The sequence below is a fragment of the Amycolatopsis sp. H20-H5 genome (assembly GCF_035828755.1).
GTDB lineage: Bacteria > Actinomycetota > Actinomycetes > Mycobacteriales > Pseudonocardiaceae > Amycolatopsis.
Window position 1 is genome coordinate 81,354 of the sequence record NZ_JAYMZS010000023.1, and the last position, 16,503, is coordinate 97,856.

5 protein-coding genes are annotated in these 16,503 nt (G+C 69.8%); 3 read left to right on the plus strand and 2 right to left on the minus strand.

The annotated features are described in order from the left end of the window. Positions 1–37: 37 nt before the first annotated feature. A complete protein-coding gene (locus tag QMK34_RS16020; protein WP_326414778.1) occupies positions 38–1,726 on the plus strand; it encodes an ABC transporter family substrate-binding protein in 1,689 nt (562 codons plus the stop codon). Positions 1,727–1,821: 95 nt separating this feature from the next. Continuing rightward, positions 1,822–2,757, plus strand: a complete 936-nt coding sequence (locus QMK34_RS16025) for a hypothetical protein (RefSeq protein WP_326414779.1) — start codon at positions 1,822–1,824, stop codon at positions 2,755–2,757. Between the two features lie 599 nt (positions 2,758–3,356). Here QMK34_RS16025 and QMK34_RS16030 read toward each other — a convergent pair. Next, positions 3,357–4,442 carry an alcohol dehydrogenase catalytic domain-containing protein gene (locus QMK34_RS16030; protein ID WP_326414780.1) on the minus strand — a complete coding sequence of 362 codons (1,086 nt, stop codon included), beginning with the start codon at positions 4,440–4,442 and terminating at the stop codon, positions 3,357–3,359. A 93-nt stretch (positions 4,443–4,535) separates the two neighbouring features. Between QMK34_RS16030 and QMK34_RS16035 the strand changes: the two genes are divergently transcribed. Then, complete coding sequence (locus tag QMK34_RS16035; protein WP_326414781.1) at positions 4,536–5,435, plus strand: LysR family transcriptional regulator; 900 nt, start codon at positions 4,536–4,538, stop codon at positions 5,433–5,435. A 522-nt stretch (positions 5,436–5,957) separates the two neighbouring features. On the opposite strand, the gene QMK34_RS16040 is transcribed toward QMK34_RS16035, so the two are convergent. Next, on the minus strand, positions 5,958–16,503 hold a 10,546-nt coding region (locus tag QMK34_RS16040; RefSeq protein ID WP_442785159.1), incomplete at its 5' end, for an SDR family NAD(P)-dependent oxidoreductase.

The window sequence follows — 16,503 nt, forward strand, 5'->3', positions numbered from 1 at the left end:
ATATCCGTTGGCGCATCAGAGAAAGAAGGTTTCAAGTATGAAGCGACGGAGGATGGCGGCTCTTGTCACGCCCATCGCCGCACTGGGATTGCTGCTGTCGGCCTGCAGTGGCGGCGGAGCGAGTACGAATCTCCAGGACGCGGGCAACCAGGCGGTGAAGAACTCCGACATCAACTCGACGCCGGTGGACCAGGTCAAGGACGGCGGCGATTTCAAGTGGCCGGTCGACCAGCTGCCGGACAACTGGAACGTCAACCAGGTCGACGGAACGGTGCTGGACGGCCAGAGCATGTTCGGCGCGATCTTGCCGTACATCTTCCCGCAGAACGCGGACGCGACGGTCACCGCCAACCCCAACCTGGTGACCTCCGCGGAGCTCGTCAGCTCGGACCCGCAGGTCATCGAGTACAAGCTGAACCCGAAGGCCAAGTGGAGCAACGGGCGGGCTTTCTCCTGGGAGGACTTCGCGGCGCAGGCCAAGGTCCTCAACGGTAAGGATCCTGCATACCAGGTCTCGCAGACCACCGGCTACCAGGACATCGCCAAGGTCGAAAAAGGCGCTGACGACCTGGGCGTCAAGATCACCTTCGGTAAGAAGTTCGCGGAGTGGAAGTCGCTGTTCTCGCCGCTGTACCCGAAGGAACTCGACGCCGACGCGAACACCTTCAACAAGGCGTGGGCCACTGAACCGCTGATCACCGCCGGCCCGTTCAAGGTGCGCAAGATCGACCTGACCGGAAAGACCGTCGTCTTCGAGCGTGACCCGAACTGGTGGGGTGACAAGGCCAAGCTGGACACCGTCACGTTCAAGAAGGTCGAGCGTCCCGCGCTGGCTGACGCGTTCGCGAACGGCCAGATCGACTTCTACAACCTGAACAACGACATCAACGCCTTCAAGCGGGCGCAGGGGGACCCGAACACGGTGGTGCGCCAGTCCACTTATCCGGACTACACGCACCTGACCTTCAACGGCGCGTCGTCCTCGATCCTGAACGACCCGGCGCTGCGCCTGGCCGTGATGAAGGGCATCGACACGGTCGGCATCGCGAAGTCGATCCTCGGGCAGATGCAGAAGGACACCGCGCCGCTGGGCAACCACATCTACCTCAAGGGCGCCAAGCAGTACCAGGACAACTCCGGCCCGTACAAGTTCGACGTCGAGGCGGCGAAGAAGGCGCTTGACGGGCTTGGCTGGGCGCAGTCGGGCGAGTTCCGGGCCAAGGCGGGCAAGGAGCTGAAGATCCGGCTGGTCATCCCGACCGGCACCCCGATCAGCCAGCAGACCGGCCAGATCTTGCAGTCCCAGCTGAAGGCCGTCGGGGTGAACCTGGACGTCCAGGCGGTAGCCAACGCGGAGTTCTTCAAGCAGTACGTCAACGTGGGCAACTTCGACCTCACGCTGTTCCGCTGGATCAGCACGGCGTTCCCGATCGCGGGCGGCCAAGGCATCTACTACCAGGACCCGAAGAACATCGGCCAGAACTACGGCCACATCGGGAACGACAAGATCAACCAGCTCTACGACAAAGCGGCGCAGGAGCTCGACGACACCCAGCGTGCCGCCGACCTGAACGAGGTCGACAAGGAGATCTGGGCGGCAGGGCACCAGTTGCCGATCTTCCAGTCGACCGGTGCTTTCGCGGTACGCAAGACCGTGGCCAACTACGGTTCGCCCGGTTTCGCGAACACGCCGTACGATTTCGCCAAGATCGGCTTCGTCAAGTAAGCCGCGCGGCGGTGCACAGCGGCGTGGGCCCGGGAACCAGCTCCGGACCACGCCGCTGGCCTCTGCCGCCCCGTCCACGGGAATAGGTTCGGCCGGTGACTGAGATCCTGCGGCTTCGACCGGTGCGCCACATCTTGCTGACCAGTGCGCTGGTGCTGGTGGCGTGTGCGGTGCTTTTCGTGCTGCAGCTTCTCGCGTTCTCCGACGCGAGCGCCCAGCTGCGGGGCATGACCGCGCGTTCGACGGCAACAGTGCAGCACAACGACGGGGACACCAGCACCGTACGGTTCGGTCTGCCTGGCGGAGGCGAGGCGACCGCGAGCGTCGTCATCGACGGTGTAGTGCCCAAAGTGGACAGTGAGCTACCCGTCTTCTACGACGCGGCCCGGCCCGAGCACGCCGCCATCCGCGGGGCGACCCCGCTGGTGGCCGCGGACCGCGCGTCCACCTATGCAACAGTGACGGTGATCGCGGCGCTGCTGGTCCTGATCACGGACGTCGCCGTGCTGGTATCGCGGTTCGTGCTGCCCGCGCGCGCCGCCGCCGGTCTCGTGCGGCTGCCGGTCCGCCGGGTGAAGATCCAGCGCGGAGTGCTGGCCCGCTCGTGGCTGGAGACCGAAACCGCGACACCCCGGTGGATCCCGGTGTATTTCTCCCCGGCGCTGATCGGTCTCGCGTCCCCCGCGGACGTCGTGGTGCACGGCGACCCGGCCCGCGACCGCTGGGTGATGGTGCGCGTCGGCGACGAGCGGATCCACCCGGCCGGTGCGGTGCGGCCGACCGAGCCACGAGGCCGGCGACTCGACAATCCCGCGGAACCGGACGAGAACCGGCTCGTCGCGGCCGGCCGCCCGGTCTCCTTGGCGCGGCAGCTCAGGGCCGACCTACCGGTACTCGCGATCGCCCCGGTCGTCGGGGTGTTTTGGGCGCTGGTCGACGGAACCGGCATCGCCGGTTGGCTCTCGGTCACGGTGCTGATCGGCGCGTTCGGCTTTTGGTGGGCCGCGCTCCGCGGCTCCGACCCATCCTGACCGGACCGCCGGGAAGCGTGACCGAAAGGTGCTGACCGGCATGTCAGCAGACTGTCCACGCGCCGCGGACGTCGGCTGCGCCAGGAGCACCGGCCGAGCTTGGCATGCCGATCGTCTCAGCGCGGCGATGACATGGGTTCCCGATCCGCCGAGGCGCGCTTGTCGCGGCATGTGCGTGTGCTGGCCGGATCATCCAGACCAACCCGTATGTACCGCGCGGGTCGGCTGTCCCAGACCTGCGGCGCCGGGTTTTAGAGGGCGTCCGGAAACTGATGTCATGTCGTCCAGTTTGGCGCCTGGGACCGCGTGACTGACGGGGACTTTCACACGGTCTGTTCTAGTGAAGGGGACTTTGCAAGGTTGAGTCGAGGGAAAGTCCCCTTCAGTCGCCACCCCAGGCTTGCCGTGTGCCCTGATGGGAGCCTTCACGGCGTTTAACGCTGTCATGGTGGCCTTCAGGGGCACACATGAAACGGTCATAGCGGTATGAAACGGACGAATGGGCAGATTTTCAGTCCTTTGTGGAGGGTGGGCGGCTTCGAAGGACAGGTGATCGAGGCTTCGAGCGGCGGCTGCTGCGACGGTTCTCAGACGCGTTCTTAGGCCCTTGGCGTGAGGATGGTGCGGTCGAAGGGCCCGCCGTGTGCGGCCGCGTAGGTGACGGCGTCGTTGGCCTGGTCGAGGTCGAATCGGGTGACGTGTTCGGGGGCGAGGTCCAGGGCACCCGTCGCGATGAGCCGGATCATGCCGATGTTCGCCGGGCGTGGGTACATCCATTGGCCGCGTACGGTCACCGAGTTACGCATGATCCAGGGGTAGGGCAGGGCGAGATCCGCGCCGCCGAGCATGCCGACGCCGCCCATCAGCACGACCCGCCCGTACTCGCGCACGGTCATGGCTGCCGCACGTGCCACCGAGCTGGGTGCCTGGGGCGGGAGGAGGTCGAGCACGATGTCGATCGGGCCGTCGGTGGCCGCGGCCATTGCCACGCGGTCGGTGTCTTCGTCTCCGCTGAGTTCGACCGGGCTCACCCGTGGGCCGAACCGGTCGGCGAGCAGGTCGAGGGCGGCCCGGTCGCGTCCCGGGGCCACCACGTGCCCGGCACCCATGGCGAGCGCGACGGCTACCGCGCTGCTGCCGAGGTTGCCGGTCGCCCCGCTGATCAGCGCCGTCTCTCCGGCCGCGAGTTGGCCGGCCAGCAGTCCACCGTAGGGAATGGTGTGCACACCCAGTGCGGACCAGCGTGCGGGATCGGCCGCTGCCCCGGCGGGCAGGGGGTACACGTTCTCGGTGGGAACCCGCATGAGTTCGGCGAACGGTCCGTCATGCAAGTACCGGGCCAGTCGCGCGCCGCCCTCGCCGCGGGAGCTCCAGCCCTGCAGCGTGATGTCCGGTGTCAGGGCGTCGTCGCGGGCGCGGACCGTCGAGTCGCACCACACCAGGTCCCCCACCCGCAGTTTGGTCGCGTCCGGTCCCACGTGGACCACTCGGCCGATACCGCCGACACCCGGCACGACCGGCGGTTCCAGCGGATAGTGCCGTTCACCGCTGAACACCTCGGCCGCGTACGGGGGCACACAGGTCGCCAGGACCTCGACCAGTACCTCACCGCTGCCGGCTTGCGGGTCGGGTACGTCGTGCACCGTGAGCGGGGAGCCGAACGCGGTTAGTGTCGCTGCACGCATGGGAAAGCCCTTCTGTCTCGTCCTTCACCACGCTAGGCCGAGCAGGGGCATGCGGGAAGCGATGATCTCGCATCTGTGGTATGCGTAGTCAGCATGGACGTGTCGAGCATGAGCCTTCGGGTGCTTTGTCAGATCGCCGAGTCGGGCAGCTTCACCGCGGCCGCCGCGCAGCTGGGCTACACCCAGTCCGCGGTCTCGCGCCAGGCGGTCGCCCTCGAACGCAGCGCCGGTGCCACCCTGTTCGAGCGGCGGACCGACGGGGTGCGGCTCACCCAGCGCGGACTGACACTGCTGCGCCATGCCCGGACGATTTTGCAGTCGGTCGACGCGGCCGAACGCGACCTGATCGGTGAGGCGCCTCGTACGGAGCTGGTGCGGATCGGGTTGGTCCTCAGCGCCGGACCGGTGACCCTGCCCGCCGCGCTCGCCCGACTCGCCAGGACAGCGCCACCGGTCCGGGTCACCACCCGCGAGGGCACCACGCCCAGCTTGGCTCGGGCGTTGCGCACCGGTTCGATCGACGTCGCCGTGCTCACCTCCCGTCCACCGCACCGGCCACCGGACGGCGAGTCACCACGTCTGCACATCACGACCGTTCACGACACCGAACTTCTTGTGGCGGCACCGGCCACCGGCACGTTCGCGGGCCGCACGTCCGTCCACGTCGACGAACTGGTCGACGCGCCCTGGATCGCCACCCCCTCATCCAGCGCGGAACCATTGCTCGGTGTCTGGCCGGGCCTGCCGGGGCGAGCGCGCATCGTCCACAGTGCACGCGACTGGCTGACGAAACTGCACTTGGTCGCCGGTGGTTTTGGCGTCACCACGATTCCGGAAGGCTTGTCGCCGGTTGTCCCGCCCGGCGTGATCTCCCTGCGGGTCCAGGGCGCACCACCCGAGATCCGCCGGGTTTTCGTGGCCCGGCTCCCCGGCACCACCACGCCGACGATCGCGGCAGTCACCCAGGCGATCACCGCAACCGTCCAGCCGTGACGACGACCCGTCTCTCAGCTTGCGTCTGAGAACTGTCGCAGCAGCCGCCGCTCGAAGCCTCGAGCGCCTGTCCTTCGAAGCCCCCTATCCTCCACAAAGGACAGAAAATCCACCCATTCGTCCGTTTCATACCGCTATGACCGTTTCATGTGTGCCCCTGAAGGCCACCATGACAGCGTTAAACGCCGTGAAGGCTCCCATCAGGGCACACGGCAAACCTGGGGTAACGACCGAAGGGGACTCTCCCTCGACTCAACCTCGCAAAAGTCCCCTTCACCAGAACAGACCGTGTGAAAGTCCCCGTCAGTCACGCGGCCCTAGGCACCAAAACTGGACGCCATGACATCAGTTTCCGGACGCCTTCTCAGGTACGCCCGCTTCCGCCATCGGCCAGCCGCTGGCCAACCTCGGTTGACCTGCCGCGAGGTCCGGCGAAGAAGATCTCCGGCAATTTCCTGGGCAAACAACTCGCGCCTGCCCGGAATCAGGTTCCGGGCAGGCGCGGTTCAGTTTGTCCGGGGATCAGGAAAGGCCGAGTTGGCCGTCCAGGAGGCGGAAGACGTCGTCGTCGGAAGCCGAGTCGAAGTCGAACTCGGTGTCCTTGCCGCCTGCTGAGTCGGTCCGGCGGGCCGCCCACTTGGTGCGGAGCACCTCGAGGCGGCCTTCGATCTGCTTGAACAGCTGCTCGTCGACGGTGGCCGTCGCGAAGCTGCCCTCCAGCTTGTCGAGTTCGTCGAGGATCGACGCCGGACCGGGTCCGGCCGTGACCAGTTCGCCGCGGAGGTGTTCGATGAGCCCGGCCGGGGTCGGATAGTCGAACAACAGGGTGGCCGGGAGGCGGAGCCCGGTCGCGGTGTTCAGCCGGTTCCGGAACTCGACCGCGGTCAACGAGTCGAAGCCCAGGTTCTGGAACTCACGATCCGGCTCGATCACGCTGCCGCCGGTGTGTCCGAGCACGAACGCGACCTGGCCGCGGACGAGGTCCAGGAGCACCTCGTACCGGCCGTCGTCGTCCAGGCCGGCCAAGCGGTTCATCAGCGTGTCGGCGGTGACCTGGCCTGCTGCCGCCCGCCGCGGCGTCCGGATCAGGCCGCGCAGCAACGCCGGGATCTCGCCCTGTGCCCGCACTGCGGCGAGATCGAGTCGCGCCGGGACCACGGCCGGGTGGCCGCTGCCCAACGCCGCGTCGAACAGCGCCACGCCCTCTTCCGGCGACAGCGCGGGGATGCCCGATCGCTCCAGCCGGTCGAGGTCGGCATCGCTCAGCGTGCCGGTCATCCCGGCGCCCTGAGCCCACGGGCCCCACGCCATCGACACGCCCGCGAGTCCCTGGGCCTGCCGCAGTCCTGCCAGCGCGTCGAGGAACGCGTTACCAGCCGCGTAGTTCGCCTGGCCCGCGCCACCGAACGTCCCGGCGATGGACGAGAACAGCACGAACGCCGCCAGTGGCAGTTCGCGAGTGAGCTCGTGCAGGTACCAGGCGGCGTCGACCTTCGGCCGCAGCACGGCGGAAACCCGGTCCGGGGTGAGCGCTTCGATGACGCCGTCGTCCAGCACGCCCGCGGTGTGCACGATCGCCGTCAGCGGGTGCGCGGCAGGCACGGTGGCCAGCAGGTCGGCCAGCGCGGCCCGATCGGTCACGTCGCAGGCGGCGACGGTGACGTCCGCGCCCTGCTCCCCGAGCTCCGTGACGAGCAGCTCGGCGTTTTCGGCGGCGAGGCCGCCGCGGCTCACCAAGAGCAGGTGCCGGACGTCCCGCTCGGCCACGAGATGCCGGGCCAGCAGTGCGCCGAGCCCGCCGGTGCCGCCGGTGACGAGCACCGTGCCTTCGGAATCCCAGTCCGTTGCCTCGCCGCCGGAGACCCGAACCAGCCGTCCCGCGAGTACCGCCTCGTCACGCACCGCCACCTGCGGTTCGCCGGTACCGAGTGCGGCCAGCAGCACCGGTCCGGCCACCGCGTCCCGGTCGGCGTCCAGCAGGCCGAACCGATCCGGGTTCTCCGCCTGCGCCGAACGCACCAGCCCCCACACCGCCGCCGCGGCGACGTCGTCACCGTCGAGAACGCCACGGGTCACGAAGACGAGGCGGGAAGCCGCGAAGCGTGCGTCCGCGAGCCATTCCTGCGCCAGGCCCAGCGCCCACGCCGACAGTCCGTGCGCCGAAGCAGGCACGTCGGCCGAGTCCCCGCGCACCGGAACCAGGACGACATCCGGCACCTCGACCAGCGCCTTCAGGTCAGCGGCGACCAGCACGTCCGCTGCTTCGACGACAGCGGAGTGCTTGCCCAGTACGGCGATCGAACCGGTGAGGGCCGATTCCGCGGGGACCGCGACCCAGTCCAACCGGAACAGCGAATCTCCCTCGGCCGCGGCGTCCCGCAGCTGCCCCGCGGCGACCGCGCGGACGAGCAGCGAATCCACCGAGACGACCGGCCGCCCGGCGGTGTCGGCGACCGCGATGGACATCGACTCGCCCGAGGTCCGCGTCAGCTTCACGCGGACCGCCGAGGCACCGGAGGCGTGCAGTGTCACGCCTTCCCAGTAGAACGGCAGTCCCCCGCCTTCACCTTCGCCCGTGGCGAGCATCGACGCGTGCAAAGTGGCGTCGAGCAGGGCCGGGTGGACACCGAACTTCGCCGCGTCCGGGCCCGCGGCCTCCGGCAGCACGACGTCGGCGAAGATCTCGTCGCCGCGCTGCCAAGCCGCACGCAATCCCTGGAACGCGGGCCCATAGGCGAACCCGGCCTCGGCGAACTCCTCGTAACAGTTCCCCAGCGGCAGGACATCCGCGCCGGCAGGTGGCCACACCGTGGCGTCGAACTCCGCCGGGTGCCCGTCGACGGCGAGCAGCCCGCTCGCGTTCTGGGTCCACGGCCGCTCGCCGGAGCCCTCGATCCGCGAATGGATCGTCACGGCTCGCTGGCCCGACTCGTCGGCGTCGCCGACCCACAGCTGCAGCTGGACGGCGCCGTCGTCCGGCAGCAGGAGCGGCGCGGCCAGGGTCAGTTCGTCGACCCTGGCACAGCCGACCTCGTCGCCCGCCAGCAGCGCGAGCTCGACGAGCGCGGTCCCGGGCACCATCGCCCGGCCCTGCACCACATGATCGGCGAACCACGGGTGGGTCCGCAGCGAAAGCCTGCTGGTGAACAACATGCCTGCCGAACCGGCCAGTTCGACGGCCGCACCGAGCAGCGGGTGCCCGGCGACGCCTAGACCCGCCGAGGTCACGTCGCCGGTCGAAAAGTCGGGTGCCGGCCAGAACCGCTCGTGCTGGAAGGCGTAGGTCGGCAGGTCGACGCGCTGCCCGCCGGGGAAGAACGCGGCGAAGTCGACGTCGGCGCCGTGGACGTGCAGCCCGGCCAGTGCCGAAGCCAGCGACCTCGGCTCGGGCTTGTCCTTGCGCAGCAAGGGAAGCACGGCCTCAGTGCCCGACAGCGTCTCGCGGGCCATCGCGCTCAGCACCCCGTCCGGGCCGAGCTCCACGAAGACGGTGACCCCGTTCGCGGCCAGCGTTTCGATACCGTCGGCGAACCGCACGGCGTCACGCACGTGCCGGACCCAGTACTCCGGGGTGCACAGCTCACCGGGCTCCGCGAGCTGTCCGGTCAGGTTCGACACCACCGGGACAGCCGGTTCGGCGAACGACACCCTCTCCAGTACCGACCGGAAGTCCGCCAGCATCGGCTCCATCAGCGGCGAATGGAACGCGTGGCTGACCGGCAGGCGCTTGGTCCGGCGGCCTTCACCGGCGAGGTGGTGCGCGATCTCTTCGACGGCGTCCACCTCGCCGGAGACCACGACGGACATCGGGCCGTTGATCGCGGCGATCCCGGCTTCCTTCTCACGACCATCCACAAGGGACGCGACTTCGGCTTCGCTGGCCTGCAAGGAGATCATCGCGCCCGTGGCCGGGAGGTCCCGCATCAGCGTGGCCCGCGCGGCGACCACCGTGCAAGCGTCCTCCAGGGTGAACACACCCGCGGCGTACGCGGCGGTGAGCTCGCCGATCGAGTGGCCGGCGAACCGGTCCGCGATGATCCCGAAGGATTCGGTCAGCCGGAACAGCGCGACTTCGACGGCGAACAGGGCCGGTTGGGTCCATCCGGTGTCGTTGAGCGCTTCGGCGTCCTCGCCCCAGATGACCTCTCGCAGCGGCCGGTCCAGGTGGCGGTCGAGCTCGGCGGTGACCGTGTCGAAGGCCTGCGCGAACACGGGGAACCGCTCGTAGAGCTCGCGGCCCATGCCGAGCCGCTGTGAACCTTGGCCAGAGAAGAGGAACGCGGTCCTGCCACCGCTGACCGATCCTTCGATCAGACCCGTTTCCGGTTCGCCGGACGCCAGCGCCGTCAGGCTCCGCACGGTTTCGTCGTGGTCGCCCGCGAGCACCACCGCGCGGTGGTCGAACCGGGACCTGCCCCTGGTGAGTGAGAAACCGACGTCGACCGGGCGGCCTGATCCACCGACGCCGGAGACCCTGTCGAGCAGACGCGCGGCCTGAGACCGCAGTGCGGCCGGTGTCTTCGCCGACAAGATCCACGGCACGACCTCGGCCGTGACGGGGCCGGCGGTCGTACTCCCCATGACCGGGGCGGGCTGTTCGATGATCGTGTGGACGTTCGTGCCGCTGATCCCGAACGACGAGACCCCGGCGCGGCGCGGGCGATCGCTTTCGGGCCAGGGCATCTGCTCGGTGACGAGAGTGACCTCACCGGCCTCCCAGTCGACCTCGTCCGACGGGGCGTCGACGTGCAGGGTGCGCGGGACGATCCCGTGCCGCATGGCCATGATCATCTTGAGCACGCCCGCGACGCCGGCCGCGGCCTGGGTGTGGCCGATGTTCGACTTCACCGAACCGAGCAGCAGCGGGGATTCCCGGTCCTGTCCGTAGGTCGCCAGCAGGGCCTGCGCCTCGATCGGGTCGCCGAGGCTCGTGCCGGTGCCGTGCGCTTCGACCACGTCGACGTCCGAAGTGGACAGTCCGGCGCTCGCCAGTGCCTGGCGGATCACGCGTTGCTGCGAGGGGCCGTTCGGCGCGGTCAGGCCGTTCGACGCGCCGTCCTGATTCACCGCGGACCCGCGCAACACCGCGAGCACCTCATGGCCGTTGCGCTTCGCGTCCGAGAGCCGTTCGAGCACCAGCATGCCGATGCCCTCGGCCCAGCCGACGCCGTCGGCGGCGTTCGCGAAGGCCTTGCAGCGGCCGTCGGGTGACATGCCCTTCTGCCGGGAGAACTCGATGAAGGTGCCCGGCGTCGACATCACCGTGACACCGCCCGCCAGCGCCAGCGAGCACTCACCGCTGCGCAGGGCCTGTGCGGCCCAGTGCAGCGCGACCAGCGACGAAGAGCAGGCCGTGTCGACGGTGACCGCGGGCCCTTCCAGGCCGAGCGTGTAGGAAACCCGGCCGGAGGCGACGCTTCCGGCGCTGCCGTGGCCCTGGTAGCCCTCGTACTCGTCGGCCGAGAGGGTGGCGCTGTAGTCGTTGTACATGACCCCGGCGAACACACCGGTCTGGCTGCCGCGCAGGGAGACCGGGTCGATTCCGGTGCGTTCGAGCGCTTCCCAGGACACTTCCAGCAGCAGCCGTTGCTGGGTGTCGGTGGTCATCGCTTCGCGGGGGCTCATCCCGAAGAACGCGGGGTCGAACTGACCCGCGTCGTGCAGGAACCCACCGGAGCGGGTGTAGGAGGTGCCGTGGTGGTCGGGATCGGCGTTGTACAGCGCGCCCACGTCCCAGCCGCGGTCTTCGGGGAACCCGGTGATCGCGTCGACGCCTTCGGTGACCAGCCGCCACAGGCTTTCCGGCGAGTCCACCCCGCCCGGGTAGCGGCAGCTCATGCCGACGATGACGATCGGGTCGTCGTCCGCCGGGGCGTGCGCCCGCGTCGGGGCCGGGATGACGGCGTCGGCACCGAACAGCTCGTCGAGCAGGTACTCGGCCAGCGCGCTCGGGGTCGGGTAGTCGAAGACCAGGGTCGCGGGCAGCCGGAGCCCGGTGCCGGTGTTGAGCCGGTTGCGGAGTTCGACCGAGGTCAGCGAGTCGAAGCCGAGGTCACGGAAGGCGCGTCCCGGTTCGATCTCGCCGGAGCCGGTGTGGCCGAGCACGAGCGCGACCTGCGTGCACACGAGGTCCAGCACGGCGGTACGCCGCTCGGCCTCGGCGAGCGCGGCCAGGCGTCGGACCAGCCCGGCCGCGGTGGCCGAACCCGTGGACCGGCGGCCCGGTGCCCGGATCAGGCCGCGCAACAGTGCCGGGATCTCGTCCTGGGTCCGCAGGACCGGCAGGTCCAGCCGCACCGGGAGGACGACGGGCTCGCCGCTGTCCAGTGCCGCGTCGAACAGGGCGACGCCCTGTTCGGGGGTGAGCGGCGGGACGCCGGAGCGCGAGATGCGGTCCATGTCCGCGTCGCTCAGGTCCCCGGTCATGCCGCCGGTCTGGGCCCAGGGGCCCCAGGCCAGCGAGACACCCGGGAGCCCTTCGGCCCGCCGCTGCCGCATCAGTGCGTCGAGGAAGGCGTTGCCCGCGGCGTAGTTGCCCTGTCCGGCGCTGCCGAAGATTCCGGCGATCGAGGAGTACACGACGAATGCCGAGAGCGGGCGATCGCGGGTCAGCTCGTGCAGGTTCCAGACGGCGTCGACCTTCGGCCGCAGGACCGTGCCCAGCCGTTCAGGAGTCAGCGAACCGATCACGCCGTCGTCGAGCACGCCAGCGGTGTGGACGACGGCCACCACGGCGACGTCCGCCAGCGTGGTGGCCAGTGCCGCGCGATCGGTGACGTCACACGCCGCGACGCTGACGTCGGCGCCGAGCTCGGTCAGGTCCGCCACCAGCTCGGCCGCGCCTGCCGCCGCCGAGCCTCGACGGCTGAGCAGGAGCAGACGCCGCACACCGCGCTCGGCGACGAGGTGGCGGGCGAGGATGGCGCCCAGGCCACCGGTGCCGCCGGTCAGCACCACAGTGCCGTCGGGATCCCAGCCCTCGACGGGCGTCCCGGTGGCGGTGAGCCGCACCAGACGTCCCGCGTTGGCCACTCCGTCGCGCAGCACGAGCTGCGGTTCGGCGGAGCACAGTGCCGGGGCCAGTGCCCCGGCGGAGGCGTCATCGAAGTCGATCAGGCCGAAGCGGCCCGGGTTCTCCGTCTGTGCCGAACGCACGAGTCCCTGTGCGGCGGCCACCGCGACCTCGGCACCGCGGCTGACGAGGACCAGCCGGGAATCGGCGAACCGCTCTTCGGCGAGCCATTCCCGCAGCAGCGCGAGAACCCGGGACGTCGTCGCGTGCACCGAGTCGGGGACGTCGCCGGACTCGCTCACGAGCGAAACCAGCACAGGCCCGGCAGGGGAACCGACCGAAGCCAGGTCGGCGTGGACGTCCACGGGGACTCCGGCGGCGAGCAGGGTGTCGGTCAGCCCGAAGGGGTCGGTGCCGAGCACGATCGAGGTGCCGAGCTCCGCGGTGACGGCCACGGACACCGGAACCCAGTCGAGGCTGAAGAGCGAATCACGGTCCACCGCGCTGCCGCTCACCTGCTCGGGCGAGAGGGCACGGACCTTCAAAGCGCCAACCGACGCGACGGGCGCGCCAACGCTGTCCGCCACGGCGATCGACATCGAGCCCGCGGCGTCCCGGCCCAGCTTGACCCGGATCGCCGAGGCGCCGCTGGCGTGCAGCGAAACGTCCGTCCACGCGAAGGGCACCGACTGCCTGGACGGGTCGTCCGCCGCCCGGCCGTCGAAGGCTCCGGCGTGCAGGGTCGCGTCGAGCAGGGCCGGGTGCAGGCCGAACGCGCCCGCGTCGGCGTCCTCGGGCAGTGTCAGCTCGGCGAACACGTCGCCGTCGCGGCGCCACACCGCTTGCAGGCCTTGGAACATCGGGCCGTACTTGAAACCGTCGGCGGCACGCTGCGCGTAGAAGTCGCCGATCTCGACCAGCTCCGCTCCCGCGGGTGGCCAGACGCCGTCGATCGCGTCGAACTGTGCGGTGTACTCGCCGATCGCGAGCATGCCGGTGGCGTGGCAGGCCCACGGCCCGTCTTCGGCGCCTTCGGGCCGGGAGTACACCTTGACCGCGCGCCTGGCCGACTCCTCGGGCGCCGCGACCGTCACCTGGAGCTGGACGGCACCCTGCTCGGGCAGGACCAGCGGGGCCGCGAGCGTGAGTTCCTCGACGAGGTCGCAGCCGACCTCATCGCCCGCGCGGATCGCGAGTTCGAGCAACGCGGTGCCGGGAACGATTGCCGAGCCGAGGACGATGTGGTCGCCCAGCCATGGATGCGTCCGCAGCGACAGGAGGCCGGAGAACACTACGGCGGCGGAGTCGGCGACCCGCACGGCCGCGCCGAGCAGCGGGTGGTCCGTGGCACCGAGACCGGCGGCGCGGACGTCGCCAGGCTGGCAACCGGCTCCCGACGGCCAGAAACGCCGGCGCTGGAAGGCATACGTCGGCAGGTCTACCCGGCGAGCGCCGGGGAACAACGCGCTCCAGTCGACACGGACACCGTGGACGTGCAACCGGGCCAACGCGGACAGCACGGAGATCTCCTCCGGACGATCCTTGCGCAGCACCGGCACAACCACAACGTCGTCCGGCACGGACTGCACAGCCAACGCCGAAAGCACGCCGTCCGGACCCAACTCCACGAACTTCCGGACACCCTCGGCCGCCAACGCCGTCACGCCGTCGGCGAACCGAACAGCTTCACGCACATGCCGGACCCAGTACTCCGGATCCCCCAGCTCACCAGCCGCCACAGCGCCAGTCACATTCGACACCAACGGAATCCGCGCAGCCGCAAACGAAAGACCCTCCACCACAGCACGGAACTCAGCCAACATCGGGTCCATCAACGGCGAGTGGAAAGCGTGACTGACTCGCAAACGCGACGACTTGCGCCCCTCAAACCCGGCCACCAGCGCCAAAACCTCGGCCTCGTCACCAGCGACAACCACCGACTCCGGGCCGTTGATCGCCGCGATCGACACACCGCCGCTCAGTAACGGCGCGACCTCGGCCTCAGTGGCCTGAACCGCCACCATCGCACCACCAGTAGGCAACACACCCATCAACCGAGCCCGCGCCGACACCAGCGTGCACGCATCCTCCAGCGAAAAAACACCGGCCACATGAGCAGCCACGAGCTCACCAATCGAATGCCCACCCACAAAATCAGGCCGCACACCCCAGGACTCGACCAACCGGAACAACGCCACCTCAACCGCGAACAACGCGGGCTGCGCCCACCTGGTCTCATTCAGCGTCTCGGAATCCTCGCCCCACACCACATCCCGCACCTCGTCACCAAGGTGCCCGACCACGGCGTCGAACGCGGCGGCGAACACGGCGAACCGGGCGTGCAATTCACGACCCATCCCGAGCCGCTGCGAACCCTGACCAGAGAACAAGAACGCCGTCTTACCCGCGCGCACCGCGCCCTCGGTCACGGTCGCGTCCTGCTCCCCCGCGGCCAGCGCCGACAGGCCTTGCGTCAGCTCCGGGGAGACCAGGACCACGGCACGGTGGTCGAACAGGGCCCTGCCGGTCGCGAGCGAGAAGCCCACGTCGAGCGGACTGGCCGGGACGCCGAACCGCTGGAGCCGGGACGCTTGGGCGCGCAGGGCGTCCGGGGTCCTGCCCGACAGGATCCACGGGACCACGGCCGGTTCGACGGGACCAGGTGCCGGGGCGACGACAGGCGGGGCCTGCTCGAGGATGGCGTGCGCATTGGTGCCGCTGATGCCGAACGCCGAGATGCCCGCGCGGCGCGGGCGGTCCACCGGCGGCCACGGGGTCTGCTCGGCCAGCAGCACCACGGCACCGCTCTCCCAGTCGACGTTGGACGACGGCGTATCCGCGTGCAAGGTCTTCGGCAGCACGCCGTGCCGCAGGGCCATGATCATCTTGAGCACGCCCGCGATGCCCGCCGCGGCCTGGGTGTGGCCGATGTTCGACTTGAGCGAACCCAGCAGCAGCGGGGTCTCCCGATCCTGACCGTAGGTCGCCAGCAGCGCCTGCGCCTCGATCGGGTCGCCCAGCGTGGTGCCGGTGCCGTGAGCCTCGACGGCGTCGACGTCCGAAGTGGACAGTCCGGCGCTCGCCAGTGCCTGGCGGATCACGCGTTGCTGGGACGGGCCGTTCGGCGCGGTGAGGCCGTTCGACGCACCGTCCTGGTTGATCGCGGAGCCGCGCAGCACCGCGAGGATCTCGTGGCCGTTGCGCTCCGCGTCGGAAAGCCGCTCCAGCACGACCATGCCGACGCCCTCGGCCCAGCCGACGCCGTCGGCGTCGTCGGAGAACGACCGGCAGCGGCCGTCGGCGGAAAGCCCGCGCTGACGGGAGAACTCGACGAAGGTGCCCGGCGTCGACATCACCGTGACACCACCGGCCAACGCGAGCGAGCATTCTCCGGAGCGCAGGGCCTGCGCGGCGAGGTGCAGCCCGACGAGCGAGGACGAGCAGGCCGTGTCGACGGTGACCGCGGGCCCCTCGAAGCCGAAGGTGTAGGAAACCCGGCCCGAAGCCAGGCTGCCCGCGCTGCCGCTGCCCTGGTAACCCTCGAAGGAAGCGTCGCCGAGCAGGGAGCTGTAGTCGTTGTACATCACCCCGGCGAACACGCCGGTCTGGCTGCCCCGCAGGGACTTCGGGTCGATTCCGGCGCGCTCGAGGGCCTCCCAGGTGGTTTCCAGCAGCAGCCGCTGCTGGGAGTCGGTGGTCGTCGCCTCACGCGGGCTCATCCCGAAGAAGCCGGGGTCGAATTCGGCCGCGTCATGCAGGAACCCGCCCGAGCGGGTGTAGGAGGTGCCGAGGTGGTCGGGATCGGCGTGGTAGAGGTTCTCGAGGTCCCAGCCGCGGTCGGCAGGGAACGGCGAGATCGCGTCGGTTCCGCCGGTGACCAGCTGCCACAGGCTCTCCGGCGAGTCGACGCCCCCGGGATAGCGGCAGCCCATCCCGACGATCACGATCGGGTCGTCGGTCAGCGGCGGCAGCGACCGCAGGGGGACGGTCGTGTCGGCGTCGGGGCCGAACAGTTCACCGAGCAGGTGCCCGGCCAGCGCGGACGCCGTCGGGTAG